This is a genomic window from Candidatus Pantoea communis (assembly GCF_011752685.1).
Taxonomy (GTDB): Bacteria; Pseudomonadota; Gammaproteobacteria; order Enterobacterales; family Enterobacteriaceae; genus Pantoea; species Pantoea communis.
In genome coordinates, this window is sequence record NZ_VWXC01000002.1 from 104,613 (window position 1) to 124,197 (window position 19,585).

Consider the following 19,585-nt stretch of genomic DNA (forward strand, 5'->3'; position numbering starts at 1 on the left):
TATGAGTAACGTAAAAATTACGGCCCCGCAGGCCGCGGAATCGACATCCTTCTTTGGCAACCTGCGCCATAAGTTGCCGAAAGATACCGGCATCTTTGTGGTGATGTTGGGTATTGCCTTAATCTTTGAGATTGCAGGCTGGTACGTTCGTGACCAATCTTTCCTGCTCAACACCAACCGTCTGGTATTGATTGTTTTACAAGTGGCGATCATCGGCATCATTGCGGTGGGCGTGACCCAGGTCATCATCACCACGGGGATTGACCTGTCGTCTGGTTCGGTGATTGCACTGACGGCGGTAGTGGCGGCCAGTCTGGCACAAACCTCTGACAGCCTGACACCGATGTATCCGTCACTGGTTAACCTGCCTGCCGTCATTCCGATTGTGGCCGGTATCGGTGTGGGTTTGCTTTGCGGGGTCATGAACGGTTTCCTGATTACCAAAACCGGTATCCCGCCATTTATCGCCACACTGGGCATGATGGTGTCGGCGCGTGGTCTGGCGCAGTATTACACGCAAGGTAACCCGATCAGCTTCCTGTCAGATGGTTTTACCTCCATCGGCCAGGGCGCGATGCCGGTGATCATCTTCCTGGTGGTGGCCTTCCTGTTCCACATCGCCCTGAAGCATACCCGTTACGGTAAGTATGTGTATGCAATTGGCGGCAACATGACTTCGGCCAAAGTGTCAGGGATCAACGTTAATAAATACCTGATCATCGTCTATACCATCGCGGGTGCGCTCTCTGGCCTGGCGGGTGTGGTGCTGGCGGCGCGCGTCAGTAGCGGCCAGTCAAGTATGGGTATGGCGTACGAGTTGGATGCGATTGCCGCAGCCGTTATCGGCGGTAGCAGCCTGATGGGCGGCGTGGGTCGCATCACCGGAACGCTGATTGGTGCTGTGATTCTGGGTCTGATTAAGAGCGGATTCACCTTCGTGGGTGTGGATGCTTACGTGCAGGACATCATTAAAGGCATCATCATTGTCGCCGCAGTGTCCATCGATATGCATAGAAACCGTAAAAAGAGATAGTACTTCCTGATTGCAGGGCGCACTGTGTGCGCCCTCAAGGACATTTTGCTCCGTTGTTCACAATAAGTTTTCCCACTGGTTGATCCTGCTCCTTTCCCCGCGTTTGCTTTCGTTCTGACCGTTTTTGGTCATTTTCTGTGAGTTATGCACCACTGCGACGCTTTCGGTCATCACTTTTTTGCACATCTGCCACGCAAGTTGTGCACCATGGTGGTGCATTTCGATTTATTTTTAATCACTCTGTGTCATGTGCTCAGCTTATTAACTCTTAAGAGGTAATCAGAAAGGCTTATTTTCCGTGCCGTTAGGAATATTCTGGCACTGCTTTTTCACGCTCCGAATAAACCTGGCCTGCATATTGCAACTTCATGAACACAAGCCAGCAGGCTGAGACACCCAAACGGGTTATTCGGGGATTGACGGAGGCAATATGAATTTAAGACGACTGAAGTACTTTGTAAAAATCGTCGATATCGGCAGCCTGACTCAGGCAGCAGAAGTGCTGCACATCGCGCAGCCTGCGCTTAGCCAGCAAGTTGCGACGCTGGAAAACGAACTCGATCAGCAGTTACTGATTCGCACCAAACGTGGCGTAACACCAACCGAGGCGGGCAAAATTCTTTATGCTCATGCTCGTACTATTCTGCGCCAGTGTGAACAGGCGCAAACGGCTGTCATCAACGCGGGCCAGGCGTTAAATGGTCAGGTATCAATTGGTCTGGCACCGGGCACCGCCGCTTCTTCGTTGACGATGCCGCTGCTGCAAACGGTGCGGGAACAATTCCCGGATGTACTGGTGTATCTGCATGAGAATAGCGGCACCTCTTTAAATGAAAAAGTGATGAACGGTCAGTTGGATATGGCGGTGCTGTATGACCGTGCGCCGACAGCCGGCATTAACAGCATTCCATTGATGAAAGAAGAGTTGTATCTGGTCGGTGCGACCGCATGCCCGGGCGCTACCGTTGATCTCGCCGACGTGGCGCAGATGAATTTGTTCCTGCCGCGTGACTACAGCGCGGTGCGCAAACGTGTTGATGAAGCATTCTCGCTGCGTCGTCTGAGCGCAAAAATCATCGGTGAAATCGAGTCAATCTCAACCCTGACTGCCGCAGTTTCCAGCGGCATGGGTGTGACCGTTCTGCCGGAATCAGCGGCTCGCGCCCTGGTGAGTTCAACTCACGCGTGGATGGCACGTATTAACAGCCCATCGCTGAATCTGCCGCTCTCGCTGAATATCTCTGCGCGCTTGCCACTGTCACCTTCTGCGCAGGCAGTGAAAAACATCCTGCTGTCACTGCTGAATAAGCCGATGACGGAAGAGCGCGAGTTGATGCTGGTCGGTTAATCCCTTCTTCTTTACCCCAGCTATCTACGGCTGGGGTAACCCCTTCACGCTTTAACACCCGCAAACGCGTCGAGATAAATCACCCTCCTTATTACTATTCCGCATAACACACCGTTTTTTATTATTTCCTGCAATGACACCAACTTCATAACATGGACGAAACAGGGCAGGGAACAGGAGAAAAGGGTGTGAATTTCCAGCAACTTAAAATTATACGTGAAGCTGCACGTTGCGAATTCAACCTGACAGAAGTGGCGAACACGCTGTTTACCTCACAATCTGGGGTCAGCCGCCATATTCGTGATTTGGAAGATGAACTCGGCGTCGAGATCTTCATTCGTCGCGGCAAGCGATTGCTGGGCATGACGGAACCGGGCAAGGCGCTGTTAACCATTGCTGAACGCATTCTTGATGAAGCAGGCAAAGTGCGTCGCCTGGCGGATGTGTTTACCAATGAAACCAGCGGCGTGCTAACGATTGCTACCACGCATACGCAGGCCCGCTATAGTCTGCCGCGTGTGATCAAAGCATTCCGACAGCTCTATCCTAATGTTCGACTTGAACTCAATCAGGGTTCACCGCAGGAAATTGTGGCCATGCTGTTGGCGGGTGAAGCTGATATTGGTATTGCCTCCGAGCAACTGGTGAACAACAGCAGCCTTGCGGCTTTCCCGTGGTTTAGCTGGCACCACTCGTTATTGGTGCCGCACGACCATGAACTGTTACAGCATCAGCCGATCACGCTGGCTAGCCTGAGTCGCCATCCCTTGATTACCTATCGTCAGGGGATCACGGGTCGCTCGCGTGTTGACCGTGCGTTCCAGGCGGCGGGACTTAAGCCGGATATCGTGCTCAGCGCGCAGGATTCTGATGTCGTGAAAACCTATGTAGAGCTGGGTCTCGGCGTCGGCATTCTGGCTGATCAGGCGTGTGACATCTATGAAGGTGAAGATTTGGTGAAAATCGACACCCATCATCTGTTTGATGCCAACACCGTATGGCTGGGATTGAAGCGCGGCCAGTTGCAGCGCAATTACGTCTGGCAGTTTCTGGAACTGTGTAACGCCAATCTGTCGCTGGAGGAGATTAAGCGTCAGGCGCTCTCCTATGAAACGGAGTCTGAACCTGCTATCGATTTCCAGATTTGATGCAGTGGTCGCCATGATTGGCGATGCTACAGGCCATACAGGGGGCGCATTGATGCGCCCCTTGCTGTAAAGTGCGCAATAACGGGTAACGTATGGCTGTGCGCCCAGCACAGCATAAAATTTCTTTTCCCGCCGCAAAACGCCCCCCTGATGAGTTTCCACCCCGTAGAAAAACATCCTGCACTGCTTCACCACGTTACAGTGAAATGAACAGGATAAAGGGGATGAAAATGTCGCGGATTCAACTAAAAGATGCAGAACTGTTACGCCAGCAGGCGTTGTTTGGCGGGCGCTGGCAGGACGCGCACGCCGGGGCCACGCTGCCGGTGATCGATCCCTCCACTCAGCAACAGATTGCCACTATTCCGGCACTGGGTGCAGCCGAAACCGAGCAGGCAATAGATTATGCTGAGTCGGTGCGTGTCAGCTGGGGCAAAACCCCGAACGCGTCACGCGCGGCACTGCTGGATAAATGGCATCAGCTGATTCTCGACAATGCTGACGATTTGGCGATTATCATGACCGCCGAGCAGGGCAAACCGCTGGCAGAGGCCAAAGGTGAGGTGTTGTACGGTGCCAGCTTTGTTAAATGGTTCGCTGAAGAGGCACGCCGCATCTATGGTGATACCATTCCGGCGCCCAGTGAAGACCGCCGCATTCTGGTTCTGAAACAACCCGTTGGCGTGGCCGCAGCGATTACGCCGTGGAATTTCCCGATTGCGATGATTACCCGCAAAGTGGCACCGGCGCTGGCCGCCGGTTGCCCGATCATCGTGAAACCTTCTGAGTTGACGCCGCTGTCGGCTCTGGCACTGGCGGTGCTGGCAGAGCGGGCAGGTTTTCCCTCTGGCGTACTTCAGGTGCTCACCGGATTACCCACCGAGATCGGCAGCACGCTGACTGCCAGCCGCACGGTGCGCAAAATCTCCTTTACCGGATCCACGCGCGTCGGCCAACTGCTGATGCAACAAAGTGCCGACAGCATTAAACGCCTTAGCCTGGAACTGGGCGGTAATGCGCCACTGATTGTGTTTGATGATGCCGATCTCGATGTCACTATCCCTGGTGTGATGGCGAGTAAATTCCGTAATGCCGGTCAGACCTGCGTCTGCGCCAATCGCATTTTGGTGCAACGCGGTATCTATGAGCGTTTCAGTGAGAAACTCCTGGAGGCAGTGGCAACCCTTAAAGTGGGGGATGGCTTTGAACCCAGTAGCACGATTGGGCCACTGATTAACGATCGCGCTGTTGAGAAGGTGAACAGCCATATTGATGATGCGCTTAGCCAGGGAGCGACCTTGCTGCGTGGCGGGATCAGTGCAGCGAATGGCACCTTTGTTGAGCCGACCGTGTTGGGTAATGTCACCAGCAGTATGCGTATTGCGCATGAAGAAACCTTCGGCCCGGTCGCACCGCTTTTTGTCTTCGATACCGAAGAGGAGGCGATACGCATGGCGAATGACACGCCTTATGGATTAGGCGCATATTTCTTTACGGAGAATATACGTCGAGCCTGGCGCGTGGCGGAATCATTAGAATTTGGCATGGTCGGTTTTAATACCGGTGCGATATCTTTAGATGCGGCACCTTTTGGCGGAATTAAATTATCCGGTTTAGGACGTGAAGGTTCGCGCTATGGAATTGAAGAGTATCTGGAGCAGAAAACGTTTCATATGGGCAGTTTATAAATGCAGCAATGCGTGTTAAATCGTACCGCTCCAAATAGGTAATCGCGCAATTCATTGCGCATAATGACTTTCATCACCAATTACATAAACAGCGCCGGCAACCTCAGGTTCACGGCGCTGTTTTATTTTGTGCGCGGCGTCATACTTTTCCGGCCCATCACCGTTTTAGTGCAAGTTTCGTGCGAGCTGCACCGTAGGGATGCACGAATTTTGTGAAGTAAATCATCTGTTTATTCCTTCGGCAAATCCGCAAATTTTCCCTCTTCAATACGGCAGAAAATTTTTCTGGACTGTTTTTTACGCATTTTTATTTTTTACTGGGCTGGCATACTTTCTGCATTAGCTTATTAACGTGACAGATAAATGTTGTGCAAATCGTTAATTGGCGCACATGTGATGGGTGTAACAAATAAGGAATTTTCCATGTTAAGTTTCGACCCTGAAAAAGTTTCTCTCCCGATTGGCCATTATATTGGTGGCCAGCATGTTTCCACCCAGGGCGCGCGTTTTGCCGTTAAAAGGCCATCTGATGGCAAAGTCTATGCCGAGCTGAGCGAAGCCCAGGCCAGCGATGTTGATAGGGCTGTCACCCTGGCCCATGAAGCGCTGAAAACCAGTGGCTGGCGCAGCTGCCCACCACGGCAACGTGGAAAAGTGTTACGCCGCTGGGCGGATCTGATTGAAAGCGATCCGTTACTGGCTCAGCTCGAAGCGCTGGGGTCGACGCGGCCGATCAGCGATGTGGTACAGCATGAGATTCCGTTTACCGCAGAGGCCATCCGTTTCTACGCCGAGTGCGCAGACAAATACAGTGGCGATCTGTTCCCGACGCAGGAAAGCAGCCTCAGCATGCTGATTTCGGAGCCATACGGCGTGATTGGCGCGATTACACCGTGGAATTTCCCGCTGTCGATGGCCTCGTGGAAATGCGGTCCTGCACTGGCAGCCGGTAATGCCGTGGTGCTGAAACCTTCGGAGCTGACACCTTTCTCTACCGTACGCATGGCAGAACTGGCGGTGCAGGCCGGTTTACCGGCGGGCATTCTGAATATTGTGCAGGGCAGTGGTGCAGTGACCGGCAGCGCGCTGGTCACCCATCCGCTGGTACGCAAAGTCTCGTTCACCGGTTCCACGGTGACGGGTGCACGCATCATGAGTGACGCAGCACAGCATGGCATGAAGCCTGTCACGCTGGAGTTAGGTGGCAAAAGCCCACAGCTGGTGTTCGATGATGCGGGCGATATCGATGTCCTGGCACAGCGCATCCTGCGCGGCTTCACCGCCAACGGTGGACAGGCATGCGTCGCGGGTACTCGCTTGATTGTGCAACGTGGTATCGCTCAACCGCTGCTGGATCGCCTGGTGGCGCTATGTCAGCAGCCGCAGCCGGGTGTCACCTGGCAAGACAGCAGCCGTTATGCGCCGCTGATCGATGAGCGCCAGGGCAACAAGGTGGCATCGGTGATCGCTGAAGCCAAAGCGCAGGGCGCAGAAGTGTTAGTGGGCGGCGAACGTTTTGCGGACACCGACGAAGGTTGGTTCTGGCAGCCTACGCTGTTATGTGGTGTGGCGGCTGATAACCCGGCGGTGCAGCAGGAGATCTTTGGCCCGGTGCTCACCGTGCAGGAGTTTGACAGCGAAGAAGAAGGGCTCGCGCTGGCGGCGCACGAAACCTATGGGCTGTGTGCCGGCGTGCATACGCTGAGCCTGCCGAGAGCCATGCGAGCGATGCGTGCCATTGAGTCCGGCACTGTATGGATCAACCGCTACGGTCGCTCCGGCGATTTCATTATTCCCACCGGCGGCTTCCTGGGCTCCGGTATTGGCAAGGATCTGGGTCGTCAGGCGTTTCAGGCCTGCCAGCGCCAGAAGAGTGTATTAATCGATTTCTAAATTCACGTATCAGACAACGACGAGGTCGCGTCATGGCACTGTTTAAACCGAAATTCATCACCTTTGATTGCTACGGCACCCTGATTAATTTTGACATGGCAGGAGCGGCAGAGCGCTGCTTCAAAGATCGGGTGTCAGCGCAAGAGATGCTGGCCTTCACCACCGATTTCGCCAACTATCGCCGCGATGAAGTGCTGGGGGCGTGGAAACCTTACTACGACGTCGTCAGCGATGCGTTGGAGCGCACCTGTAAAAAATGGGGCGTGCAGTGGAGCAAAGCCGATAGCGACTTTATCTACACCGATTGCGCCACCTGGGGGCCGCACCCAGACGTGCCCGCAGGACTTGCTAAAGTGGCGAAAGAGTTCCCACTGGTGCTGCTCACCAACTCAATGAACGATTTGATTCCCCATCACGTGCCGCGTCTTGGTGCACCGATCCACATGACCATCACCGCAGAAGAAGTGGGTGCGTACAAGCCGCAGATGAAAGGCTTCGAGTACATGCTGGACAAGCTGAATTGCGGTCCCGAAGAGATCCTGCATGTTTCGTCGAGCCTGCGCTATGACCTGATGACCTGCTACGACATGGGCATCAAAAACAAAGTGTGGGTCAACCGGGGTCACGATCCGGCCAACCCAGCTTATGAATACACCGAGATTAAAGATATCGGCGGTCTGCCCGCTGTGGTTGGACTCTAAGCCCGGAGGCGGCGATGAAACTCGAATCATTCTGGCAAGCCACGGCACCGGCATTTACTGGCGCAGCGAGTGGCGCACTGCCGTCGGTTGCTGACGTGGTGGTGATTGGCGGCGGATTTACCGGCATCTCAACCGCGCTGAATCTCGCACGACAGGGTATCAACGTGGTGGTGCTGGAAAGTGGCAACGTGATGAGTCAGGCCTCCGCACGTAACGGTGGACACTGCAATACCGGCGTATCGCAAAACTTTGCTTCGCTGGTAGCCAGCCAGGGGATCGAGCAAGCCAGTCGCTTCTATCGGGCTTTTGATGACGCCGTGAGTTATGTCCAGCAACTGGTGCGGGAAGAGCAGATTGATTGTGATTTTCGCCTGTGCGGAAAGCTCAAGCTCGCCAGCAAAGCGTCGCATTTCCCCGGACTGCGCAGTGCATGGCAACTGATGCGTGACACAGTTGACCCGGAAATCGAGTTGATCAGTAAAGATGAGATTCGCCGTGAAGTGGGCAGCGATGCCTTTCACGGTGGCTTACTGCAAAAACGCGGTGGCCAGATGCATATGGGCAAGTTCGGCATTGGTCTCGCCAATGCCGCTGCCCGCGCGGGAGCAAAGATCTTTCCCCATCACGCGGTGACCGGCTTGACGCGTCTGGATGGCTACCGTCATCGCGTCACCACCGCCCAGGGCGAGATCATCGCGGAAAAAGTCATGATGGCCACCGGCGTATCGAATGAAGGGCCGTTCCCGTGGTTCCAGCGCCGCATCGTGCCGGTAGGCAGCTTTATCGTCGTCACTGAACCACTGGGTGATGCGCTGATTGAACAAGTGCTGCCTAAAGATCGCACCTATGTGACTTCGCTGAATATTGGCAACTACTTCCGCACTACTGCGGATCGTCGTCTGGTGTTTGGGGGGCGTGCACGTTTCGCGGTGAGCAATCCAACCTCGGATTCGCGCAGTGGCGACGTGTTACGTGCGGCGATGACCGCGCTGTTCCCACAATTCGGCAAATCGCGCATCGATTACTGCTGGGGCGGCATGGTGGATATGACGTCCGATCGCCTGCCGCATGCGGGTGAGCACGATGGCGTGTTCTATTCGCTGGGTTACAGCGGCCACGGCACACAGATGTCGGTGTGGATGGGGCGGGTGATGGCCGATTTACTGGCAGAAAAGCGTAACGAAAATCCCTGGCAGCGCGATACATGGCCTGCGCTGCCCGGTTACCACGGGAAACCCTGGTTTTTGCCTCTCGCGGGGCTGTATTACAAGGCTAAGGATCGGCTCTCCTGATCGTTAATCCGGTGCGCATCAATGTGCACTCTACGATGGGATTCTTCAGGTCGCTATTGATGCGCGCCAGGGGGATGCTTTCGAGGGGGGACGCATAAATGCACATCCTAAGGTGTCATTGATTTGGCATTCATGCGGGCGCTATCCGGTTTGGAAGGGGCCACATTAATGGCGATCTGATTGACGCTCGATTATCAAAACAAACCACTTTTCATATTGAGGGTGTGCAGATGAGTAAATTCGATAAAGAGTCTGACGCTGTAAATCCGGCCCTGACACGTATGCTGACTGAGGGATCCCTGTCACGTCGTGGCCTGATGAAGTTGTTGTCTGCGGGTGCAGTCATGAGCAGCGGCTTGATAGGTTTTCCGCAGATGAGCTTTGCGGCTGAAACACCGGTGAAAGGCGGCAAGATGCGCGCAGCCATGTCCAACGCCTCCGCTACTGACACACTCGATCCTGCCAAAGGCAATAACAGCGGTGACTATACCCGCCAGTTTATGGTCTACAGCGGCCTGACCGAACTCGACCAAAAGTTGGCGATTCAACCGGGGCTGGCGGAGTCCGTGGAGTCTTCGGATGGTGTCACCTGGCACATTAAATTGCGCAAAGGGGTCACGTTCCACGACGGTAAACCTCTCACCGCGAAAGACGTCATTTACTCACTCAGCCGCCACAAAGATCCCGCCGTGGCTTCCAATGCCTTTAAGCTGGCCGATCAGTTCAAAACCTTCACGGCGGTGAACGATAACGAAGTCACTCTTGAGCTGAGCAGCGCCAACTTTGACGTGCCTTATATGCTCGCCAGTGCCCCATTCCTGATTGTGCAGGATGGCACCAAAGACTTCAGTAAGGGTATTGGCACGGGGCCGTTCAAATTGAAAGAGTTCACGCCGGGCGTACGCTCTGTTGGCGTGAAGAACCCAAACTACTACAAGCCCGGCCTGCCACATCTCGACGAAATCGAACTGCTGGGCGTCACCGATCAGGCGGCACGTGTCAATGCGCTAATGTCGGGTGACTTACATATCGTTTCGACCCTGAGCGCAGCCGACAGTAATCGTTTGAAAGCCACGCAAGACTTCGCCGTGCTGGAGAGCAAGGCGGGGATGTACACCAACCTGATTATCCGCACCGACATGAAGCCGGGCAGCAGCGAGGATTTCGTGTTGGCGATGAAATATCTGCAGCCGCGTGACATCGTGCTGAAAACCGTGCTGCAAGGCTACGGTGATATCAGTAACGACACCCCCGTGCCGCCGTGGCATCCGCTGTTTAACGCCGATCTCAAACCGCGTCCGCTGGATGCCGAAAAGGCCAAATTCCATATCGAGAAAGCCGGTATGAAGGGCGCAACGGTAGAGATCATCACCACGCCAAACATCGAAGGTGCGGTGGAAGGGGGCCAGTTAATCCAGCAGGTGGCGCGTAACACCGGGTTGAACGTTAAGGTGCGTCGCGTGCCGTATGACGGCTACTGGTCAACGCACTGGACCAAAGACCCGGTGGGTTATGGCTCGATCAACCCGCGTCCAACGCTGGATATGCTGTTCTCTCAGTTCTATATGTCGAGCGCGGCCAACAATGAATCGGGCTGGAAGAACGATCAGTTTGATCAGTTGGTCGTCGCCGCACGCGGTGAGCGCGATCAGGGCAAACGCAAGCAGATGTATGGCGATATGCAGAAGCTGATCTATGACCACTGCGGCACCATCATCCCCACCTTTATCAGTACCCTCGACGGGTACAGTAAAAAAGTGGGCGGTGTTGAAGCCTGGCCAAGCGGCATGATGATGGGTTACCGCTTCCATGAGTTCGCCTGGCTGAAAGCCTAATCCGTCATCCGTCAGAGGAGAACGCCGATGAACCGATACATGTTGTTTCTGATTGCCCGGCGCGCAGGTGCGGGCATCCTGACCTTGCTTATCGTCTCGGCGGTGGTGTTTTTTATCACCAGCCTGCTGCCCGGCGATGCCGCGCAGATGATCCTGGGGCAAAACGCCACGCCGGAAACGGTGGCGGCGTTACGCCAGCAGCTGGGTCTCGACCAGCCGTTATTGATGCGCTACTTCAGCTGGCTCGGTGGAATGTTGCAGGGTGATTTTGGTACCTCGTTTGCCAGTCATCTGCCAGTGACGCAACTGGTGGGGCAGCGTATTCCTGCCACGCTGGAACTGGCAGGCATTACTACGGTGATCTGCGTCCCTCTGGCGCTGGTGATCGGCATTCTGGCCGCTATGAATCGTGGTTCAGCGCTGGATCGTTTCCTGGTGATCGCCACCATGGCGACAGTGGCCGTACCGGAGTTTCTGGTGGCCACCGTGGCGGTGTTGATCTTCGCGGTCAAACTGCATTGGGTCTCGGCAATGTCGTTTGGCAGCCCCGATATGGATCTCGTCAGTTATTTGAAAGCCTATGCACTGCCGGTGCTGACGTTGTGCTGCGTATTAGTGGCGCAGATGGCACGGATGACGCGTTCGGCGATCATTAATCAGCTCGACAGCCCGTATCTTGAGATGGCGTTGCTGAAAGGGGTCTCGCCGCTGCGTGCCGTGTTGCGTCATGCGCTGCCGAATGCGGTGGGACCGATTGCCAACGCCATTTCGCTCAGCCTGTCTTACTTGTTTGGTGGCGTGATCATTATTGAGTCGATCTTCAGCTACCCCGGTCTCGCCAGTGCGCTGGTGGATGCCGTGAGTAATCGCGATCTGCCAGTGGTGCAGCTGTGCGTGATGATGTTCGCCGCCTGTTATCTGGTGCTGCTGCTGATTGCTGACATCCTGACTATCGCCTTTAACCCAAAATGGAGGAGCTGATGAATAGCTTGCTGCTTCCTGTACGAATTTTTCAGTCGCTGTCGATCTCCGGTCGCATTGGCCTGGCAATCTCTCTGTTTTGGGTACTGATGGCGCTGTTCGGCAATCAACTGGCGCCGCATAGCGTAGAGGATATCGGTGGTGGCCCGATGCTAGGAGGGATGACCGCTGACAACCTGCTGGGCACCGATTATCTCGGTCGCGATATCCTCAGCCGCATCTTATACGGTGCGAAGTTCTCCATTGGTCTGGCGTTAACCGCTGCGCTGGGTGCTAGTTTAATCGGCACCTTGCTGGCGCTGCTGGCCGCCGTTGCAGGACGCTGGCTCGAAGAGTTGCTGGGCCGCATCAACGATGCCATGTTGGTGCTGCCAGGCAAAGTGCTGTCGCTGATGATTGTGGCCGTGTTTGGTTCCTCGCTGCCGATGCTGATTCTGACAGCCATCTTCACCTACTGGCCCGGTGCGTTCCGTATCGCATTCGCTATGGCCAGCAGTTTGCGCAATATGGATTATGTCCGTGCTTCACGACTGCGTGGCGAAAGCCGCTGGTACGTGGCTATCCATGACATTCTGCCGAATATGGTGCATCCGATGCTCACCGATTTTGGCCTGCGTTTTGTCTATATCGTGCTGTTACTCAGCGGCTTGAGCTTCCTGGGCTTAGGCGTGCAACCACCTTATGCTGATTGGGGCACGCTGGTACGTGAAAATCTACAAGGCCTGTTTAACGGTTCGCCTGCGGTATTGATGCCGGCAGTGGCGATTGCCAGTTTAACCATCGGCGCCAACCTGTTTATTGACAGCCTGCAACAGATGCGTCCGCTGACGCTGGCGAAGGAGGGAGCATGAACGTGACACCCCATACAGCCATGCCCGTGATCTCCGTTGAAAACCTGCGTGTCACCGCCGAGACGGATAAGGGCGAAGAGATCGATCTGGTTTCAGATATCCGTTTTACCGTACAAAAAGGCGAAGTGTTGGCGCTGATCGGTGAATCCGGTTCGGGTAAAACCACTATCGCCATGGCGCTGATGGGCTATGCGCGCCACGGCTGTCGCATCGCCGAGGGCAACATTCATCTGGCGGGCACCGACGTGCGTAGTCTGTCGCCCGGCCAGCTGCGCGAATTTCGCGGCAACAAAGTGGCCTACATCGCCCAAAGTGCGGCAGCCTCCTTCAACCCGGGGATGCGTATTCTCGACCAGGTTATCGAGCCAGTGGTGATCCATGGCACCATGAAACGCAAAGCCGCCAAAGAGAAGGCGATCACGCTGTTTCGCGAGCTGGCATTGCCGAATCCTGACACCATTGGCGACCGTTTCCCGCATCAGGTCTCTGGCGGACAGCTGCAACGTCTGATGACGGCCATGGCACTGATTGGCGACCCGGATGTGGTGATCCTTGACGAGCCGACCACGGCACTGGATGTCACTACCCAGGTGGAAGTGCTAAAAGCATTTCGTCGCGTAGTGGCTCAGCGCGGCGTTACAGCCATCTATGTCAGTCACGATCTGGCGGTGGTGGCGCAGATGGCGGATCGAATTCTGGTGCTGCTGCGCGGAAAAATGGCGGAATATGGTTCCACAGAGCGGCTGATTGGTGCGCCGCAGGCTGAATATACCCAACTGCTAATGGATGCCGCTCGTCAGAAAGAGCGCGAGAGCAGCTGGACCTGTGCAGAGGCTGATGCACAGCCGCTGATGGAAGTGCGCGATCTCAGCGCTGGTTATGGCCCGCGTGACAGTGAGGGCAAACCGAAAACGCTGATTCTGGAAGATATCAATCTCAAGCTGTGGAAAGGGCAAGCGATTGGCATTATCGGCGAGTCGGGTTCGGGTAAAACCACGCTGGCGCATGCGATTGCCGGCCTTAATGCCCCGAGTCACGGTCATATTCTGTTTAATGGTCACTACATCAATGGCGACATGCACAAACGCCCGGATAACGAACTGCGGCGGATCCAGTATGTGTTCCAGATGGCGGATACCGCGCTGAACCCGGCTCACAACGTGGAACGTATTCTTACTCGCCCGCTCGTGCTGTTCCACGGTCTGAAAGGGGCCGATCTTGAGCGGCGTCTGCATCAGTTACTGGACCTGGTCAAATTACCGCGCTCAGTGTTGTGGCGCCGCCCATGGGCGCTGTCCGGTGGGCAGAAGCAGCGTGTGAATCTGGCTCGTGCCCTTGCGGCGGAGCCGGATCTAATTCTGTGCGATGAAGTGACATCGGCATTAGATACGGTGGTCGCCGCCGCCGTACTGGATTTGATCAGCGAACTGCGTCGTGAGTTGGGACTGTCGGTGCTGTTTATCAGCCATGATATGCATGCCGTGCGCGCCGTTTGCGATGATATCGTGGTGATGAAGTCAGGCCGCATCGTCACGCAGATTTCCCGCGCTGAATATGATAAGCCGACCAGTGAGCTGTACTTCGAACGTCTTAAACGGGCGGTGCCGGAGCTGCGACAGGGTTGGTTGGATGAGCACGAAGAAGTGCTTAAAGCAGAATAAATATCACGGCATTCGTAGCGATGCGATAAATCGCACATCTTAATGTTAATGGCGAAACCGCTCGCGCAGCAGATTGCGCCGCTACGTCGCGGGTATGTTTTACAAGAAAGGAGCAGCAGATGATCACATTACGCGCCATGACGCAGGACGATATTGAACACGGCTATGCCATCACCCAACAGCTCAAGTGGCCGCATCGTCGTGAAGACTGGCAGCAGGCGTTGGCATTGGGTGAAGGCGTGGTCGCTGAAGAACAGGGCAAATTTGTTGGCAGCGCCTTTGGCTGGCGTTGGGGTGAACACGCCGCAACCATTGGTCTGGTGGTGGTGAATCCCACCTGCCAGGGGCGCGGCATTGGTAAGCAGCTGATGCTGGCCGTGATGGAAAAATTCCCGGACGCCGTGATTCGTTTACATGCCACGGAAATGGGGCAGGGGCTGTATCAGAAGCTCGGCTTTAAGGTGACGGGCACCATCCAACAGCACCAGACACGTGAGCTGGCAGCGGTGCCAGCGGTGAGTCTCCCCACCGGTTTAACGCTGCGCAATGCCGAGGCGAATGACGTCGATCTACTCACCGAATTAGACCATCAGGCTCACGGTATGTGGCGTCCACAGTTGATGCAAACGCTGATCGCTGACCATCAAACGGTATTGCTGCATGACGCGCAGCAGCGGGTGCAAGGGTTTGCCAGTCTGCGCCGATTTGGTCACGGCTGGGCAATTGGCCCGGTGATTGCGCGCGATATCGAGGTGGCACAGGCGTTAATTGCCGCGCTGATGCAGGGTTTACGCGGCGAGTTCGTGCGCATTGATACCGATGCGGCTTTACCGCTGGCGAGCTGGCTGGAAAAGCTGGGGCTGGTCAAGGTTGACGCGCCCACCACCATGTATCGGGGAACGCCTTGGTCACCGCAAGCCGGTGAGATGCAGGCGTTTGGGTTGATGACCCAGGCGATGGCGTGATGCATATCGTCTATAAATCGGAAGCCACGCGTGGAGCCCACTGGCAGCGCTGGCTGGCTGAACATGCACCGGATGTGCAGCTGCATATCTGGCCGGATGTGGGTGACGCAGAACAGGTTGAACTGCTGGTGGCCTGGCAACCGCCAGAAGATGTCATGGCGACCTTCCCTAATCTCAAAGCACTACTGTCGGTGGGCGCGGGGGCCGATCAGTTCGATCTCAGCCAACTGCCGCCCGATTTGCCGGTGGTGCGCATGATCGAACCCGGCCTGACGCAAGGCATGGTGGAGTACGTCACTTTTGCCGTGCTGGGGTTACATCGTGATATGCCGCGCTATTTCCAGCAACAGCGCGCAGCAACGTGGCAAACGCACCCGATTCGCACCGCCAATCAGCGGCGGGTGGGCGTCATGGGCTTAGGCGAACTCGGCCAGGCATCTTTGCAGCAGCTGGTGTCATTAGGGTTTGAGTGTGCTGGCTGGAGCCGGACACCGCGTGAACTCGAGGGCGTGCGCTGCTGGCATGGCGCTGAGCAATTGGCTGAGTTTCTGGCACTCAGCGACATTCTGGTGTGTTTGCTGCCGTTGACTGACAGCACGCGCGGTTTACTCAACTCTGAGCTGTTTGCGCAGTTACCTGCCGGAGCCGCACTGGTACAGGTGGGGCGTGGCCCGCAGTTAAATCATGACGATCTGCTCACGGCGCTGGCCAGCGGACAATTGAGCGCTGCCGTGCTCGATGTGACCGATCCCGAACCTTTACCGCCAGAGCATCCTTTCTGGCAGCATCCGGCGATCTGGCTCACACCGCACATTGCCAGCCAGACGCAAACCGACAGCGCAGTGGCGGCGCTGCTCGATAACCTGCGCCGCTATCAACGTGGCGAACCCATGGTCGGCCTTATCGATCGTAACCGGGGATACTGATATGCAACTGGATCAATTAGTCGCTCTGCGACGGGATCTGCACGCCCATCCCGAACTGGGCTATCAGGAAACGCGCACCAGCGACATCGTGGCGCAGGTGCTGCAAGAGCACGGCATTAAGGTGCATCGCGGCCTGGGTAAAACCGGCGTGGTCGGTGTGCTGAAACGTGGAAATAGCCCGCGCATGATAGGTCTGCGCGCGGACATGGATGCGCTGCCGATGCAGGATAACGGCACCCAGCCGTGGAAAAGTGTGCATGACAATGTCTGTCACGCTTGCGGTCACGATGGTCACACGGTGATGCTGCTGGGCGCGGCTATCCAGTTGGCTCAGCAGGGTGATTTTAACGGCACGCTGGTGTTTATCTTCCAGCCAGCGGAAGAAGGTTTAGCCGGCGCGAAAGCGATGATCGATGACGGCCTGTTCCAGCAATTTCCTTGCGATGCGGTATTTGCCCTGCATAACTGGCCTGAACTGCCTCTGGGCGAAGTGCAGACGCGGCCGGGTGCCATTATGGCGGCGGCGGACCGTTTTGATATCACGGTAAAGGGCGGTGGCGGTCATGCGGCACAGCCACACCTGACGCGTGACACCTTGCTGGCCACCAGTGAATTGGTGGTGCAACTCAATACGCTGGTGGCGCGCGCACTTGACCCGTGCGAGCCGGGTTTGCTGACGGTGACGCGCATGCAGGGCGGTTTCTCACACAACATGATTCCGGCGGAGGCCAGTATCACCGGCACGGTACGTACGTTCAGCCCAGCGGCGCAGGACATCATTGAAAGCCGCCTGCGTGAAATGGCGCAACATGTCACGGCGGCGCACGGTCTGCAGGCAGAGGTGAGCTATCTGCGTTATTACCCGGCCACGGTCAATCATGCGGGTGCTGCGCAACTGGCGCTGGATGCCCTGCGTGAGGCGGGCATCCCTGCTGATCAAGCCAGACAGCCTGCTCTCACCTCGGAAGATTTTGCCTTTATGTTGCAGGCCAGAACGGGGGCTTATCTGTGGATCGGATCGGCACCCAGCCAGCCGTTGCACCATTCCTCTTACGACTTCAACGATGCACTGATCCCGCACGGTATTCAGACTTTGACGGCCATCGCCCGCCATGCGCTGCGTGCAGAATTTCCCTGCTGATTGGCAGATGATTTTGAAACGAAATGCCGCTGCTTTGCTGATTACGGCAGCGTGAGAAACCAACGGGTTGCGATACTTGAGCCAACCGAACGTTACGTGGATGAGGATTTTGAAAATGCAGAATGTCATGGCGGAGCAGCAAACGTATAGCGATAACGGCCTGTTACTGGATGCACGTGAGCAGAACGTGCCGCGTGGTGTGGTCACCGCGCATCCGTTGGTGATTGAACGGGCAAAGGGCAGTGAAGTGTGGGATGTTGAGGGCAATCGCTATCTCGATTTTGTCGGCGGGATTGGCGTGCTCAACGTGGGTCATAACCATCCGGCAGTGGTGAATGCGGTGACGAAACAGCTTGGACTGGTGTCACACGCATGCTTCCAGGTCGTTGCCTACCCGGGCTATATCGAGCTGGCGCAGCGGCTGAATGCGCTGGTGGGCAAAGGTGAAGATTTCAAAAGCGTGTTCTTCACCAGCGGGGCGGAAGCGGTAGAAAATGCGGTGAAAATTGCCCGTGCGCACACCAACCGCAGCGGCATTATCGCCTTCGACGGTGCCTTCCATGGGCGTACGTTGCTAGGCTGTACCCTGACGGGGATGAGCCAGCCATATAAACAGAACTTCGGCCCGTTCGCCTCAGAGGTGTATCGCCTGCCTTATCCTAATGCCTTCCATGGCGTCAGCGATGATGACTGCCTGCAAGCGCTGGAACAGTTGTTCGCCGTGCAGATCCTGCCGGAGCGTGTGGCAGCAATCATCATCGAGCCAGTTCAGGGCGACGGTGGCTTCCTGCCAGCGGGTTCGAACTTTATGCAAGCGCTGCGTCGCATCACCGAAAAACACGGTATCGTGCTGATTCTCGATGAAGTGCAGACCGGATTTGGTCGCACCGGTACGCTGTTTGCCTTCGAGCAACTGGGCATTACACCGGATCTGGTGACGGTGGCGAAGAGCCTCGGTGGCGGTCTGCCGATTTCCGGCGTGGTAGGTAAAGCAGCCATCATGGATGCGCCACTGCCAGGTGGTCTCGGCGGCACTTATGGCGGTAACGCGCTGGGCTGCGCGGCGGCGCTGGCGGTGTTGGATCTGCTGGAAAACGACAATCTGTTGGCGCGCAGCAATCAGCTGGGTGAACAGCTGAATGCACGTCTGCAACAGCTGGCGGAGAAATATGCCTGCATTGGTGAAGTACGTGGCGTGGGCTTTATGCAGGCGGTGGAGATCATCGACTTCGAAACCAAGCGCCCTGACGCAGCGATGACGCAGAAAATCCTCGACTGCGCCTGCCAGGAAGGTCTGTTGCTGATCAAATGCGGCCTGCATCGCAACGTGGTGCGCTTCCTCGCGCCACTGGTGACCACAGATTCTCAGTTGGAAGAAGCGTTACATATCTTTGATATTGCGCTGGCCCGCGCCAGTGGTCGCCTGGGATAAATCCGGCTTCCTCATTGATATCTCTGGAATTATTGACTCGACCAATGAATGACGTGGCGTGCGGAAGTCGCTAGCGCCGTCACGTCAAAGCGTGATATACCATCGTATCAGCCTGCGCGATTGGTCAACAATGAGGGGTGCTATGAACGGCTTAATGAAACTCGACCGCATCGACATCAACATCCTGGTGCAACTACAAAAAGATGGCCGTATCAGCAACGTCAATCTCGCCGACGCCGTAGGACTTTCGCCCAGCCCTTGTTTGCAACGGGTGAAGCGCCTGGAGCAGGCTGGATTTATTACCGGCTATGAAGCCCACATCAATCTGACCAAAATTACCGATTCCGTTACGGTGTTCACCGAGGTGACGCTCTCAGGCCATCGACGCGAAGATTTTATGAAATTCGAAAATTCGGTTCGCGACGTGGATGAGCTGATGGAGTGCCATCTGATTACCGGCGGCTACGACTATTTGCTACGCTTTATTACCCGCAGTATCGAGCACTACCAGGAAGTGATTGAGAAGATGCTGGACGCGCAAATCGGCATCGATAAGTACTTCAGTTATATCGTGATTAAGTCACCGATTATGAAAAGCACCGTGCCGTTGCGCTCGTTGATTGCCAAACATAATTCTGTGGATTTTAGTGTGTAATTGACCCCATCCTGACCTTCTCCCAGACAGGGAGA

The 19,585-nt window shown here is 55.7% G+C and carries 16 protein-coding genes; all 16 read left to right on the forward strand.

Annotated elements, in window-relative coordinates:
* The first annotated feature begins 1 nt into the window (after position 1).
* The 16 genes from F3J37_RS04560 (at position 2) to F3J37_RS04635 (ending at position 19,550) form a co-directional block, all read left to right on the forward strand.
* Entirely contained in the window at positions 2 to 1,033 is a 1,032-nt protein-coding gene (locus F3J37_RS04560) for an ABC transporter permease (protein WP_038646197.1), read from the forward strand.
* Positions 1,034 to 1,463: 430 nt separating this feature from the next.
* Entirely contained in the window at positions 1,464 to 2,381 is a 918-nt protein-coding gene (gene nac, locus F3J37_RS04565; RefSeq protein ID WP_034824624.1) for a nitrogen assimilation transcriptional regulator NAC, read from the forward strand.
* 188 nt (positions 2,382 to 2,569) lie between these two features.
* Positions 2,570 to 3,529 (forward strand): HTH-type transcriptional regulator Cbl, encoded by a 960-nt coding sequence (gene cbl / locus F3J37_RS04570; protein ID WP_045832269.1) that lies wholly within the window; start codon positions 2,570 to 2,572, stop codon positions 3,527 to 3,529.
* Between the two features lie 230 nt (positions 3,530 to 3,759).
* Entirely contained in the window at positions 3,760 to 5,217 is a 1,458-nt protein-coding gene (locus F3J37_RS04575) for an NAD-dependent succinate-semialdehyde dehydrogenase (protein ID WP_160868087.1), read from the forward strand.
* 423 nt (positions 5,218 to 5,640) lie between these two features.
* Entirely contained in the window at positions 5,641 to 7,110 is a 1,470-nt protein-coding gene (locus F3J37_RS04580) for an aldehyde dehydrogenase family protein (RefSeq protein ID WP_166932132.1), read from the forward strand.
* A gap of 32 nt (positions 7,111 to 7,142) precedes the next feature.
* Positions 7,143 to 7,811, forward strand: coding sequence for a haloacid dehalogenase type II (locus tag F3J37_RS04585; RefSeq protein ID WP_166932134.1), 669 nt, complete (start codon positions 7,143 to 7,145; stop codon positions 7,809 to 7,811).
* Between the two features lie 14 nt (positions 7,812 to 7,825).
* Positions 7,826 to 9,103 (forward strand): NAD(P)/FAD-dependent oxidoreductase, encoded by a 1,278-nt coding sequence (locus F3J37_RS04590; protein ID WP_166932136.1) that lies wholly within the window; start codon positions 7,826 to 7,828, stop codon positions 9,101 to 9,103.
* 230 nt (positions 9,104 to 9,333) lie between these two features.
* Positions 9,334 to 10,938, forward strand: coding sequence for an ABC transporter substrate-binding protein (locus F3J37_RS04595; protein ID WP_034824613.1), 1,605 nt, complete (start codon positions 9,334 to 9,336; stop codon positions 10,936 to 10,938).
* A gap of 27 nt (positions 10,939 to 10,965) precedes the next feature.
* Entirely contained in the window at positions 10,966 to 11,919 is a 954-nt protein-coding gene (locus F3J37_RS04600; RefSeq protein ID WP_034824611.1) for an ABC transporter permease, read from the forward strand.
* On the forward strand, positions 11,919 to 12,770 hold the full coding sequence (locus tag F3J37_RS04605; protein WP_058962118.1) for an ABC transporter permease: 852 nt from the start codon (positions 11,919 to 11,921) through the stop codon (positions 12,768 to 12,770). Before F3J37_RS04600 ends, F3J37_RS04605 begins: the two co-directional genes overlap by 1 nt.
* Positions 12,767 to 14,431 carry an ABC transporter ATP-binding protein gene (locus F3J37_RS04610; RefSeq protein ID WP_166932138.1) on the forward strand — a complete coding sequence of 555 codons (1,665 nt, stop codon included), beginning with the start codon at positions 12,767 to 12,769 and terminating at the stop codon, positions 14,429 to 14,431. The genes F3J37_RS04605 and F3J37_RS04610 overlap by 4 nt, the downstream gene beginning before the upstream one ends.
* Positions 14,432 to 14,550: 119 nt before the next feature.
* Entirely contained in the window at positions 14,551 to 15,396 is an 846-nt protein-coding gene (locus tag F3J37_RS04615) for a GNAT family N-acetyltransferase (protein ID WP_166932139.1), read from the forward strand.
* Positions 15,396 to 16,322 (forward strand): 2-hydroxyacid dehydrogenase, encoded by a 927-nt coding sequence (locus F3J37_RS04620; RefSeq protein ID WP_166932141.1) that lies wholly within the window; start codon positions 15,396 to 15,398, stop codon positions 16,320 to 16,322. The genes F3J37_RS04615 and F3J37_RS04620 overlap by 1 nt, the downstream gene beginning before the upstream one ends.
* 7 nt (positions 16,323 to 16,329) lie before the next feature.
* Entirely contained in the window at positions 16,330 to 17,463 is a 1,134-nt protein-coding gene (locus F3J37_RS04625; protein ID WP_205298871.1) for a M20 aminoacylase family protein, read from the forward strand.
* 115 nt (positions 17,464 to 17,578) lie between these two features.
* Positions 17,579 to 18,895 (forward strand): 4-aminobutyrate--2-oxoglutarate transaminase, encoded by a 1,317-nt coding sequence (gene gabT, locus F3J37_RS04630; RefSeq protein WP_166932144.1) that lies wholly within the window; start codon positions 17,579 to 17,581, stop codon positions 18,893 to 18,895.
* A gap of 142 nt (positions 18,896 to 19,037) precedes the next feature.
* Entirely contained in the window at positions 19,038 to 19,550 is a 513-nt protein-coding gene (locus tag F3J37_RS04635) for an Lrp/AsnC family transcriptional regulator (RefSeq protein ID WP_034824599.1), read from the forward strand.
* The last annotated feature ends 35 nt before the right edge of the window (positions 19,551 to 19,585 follow it).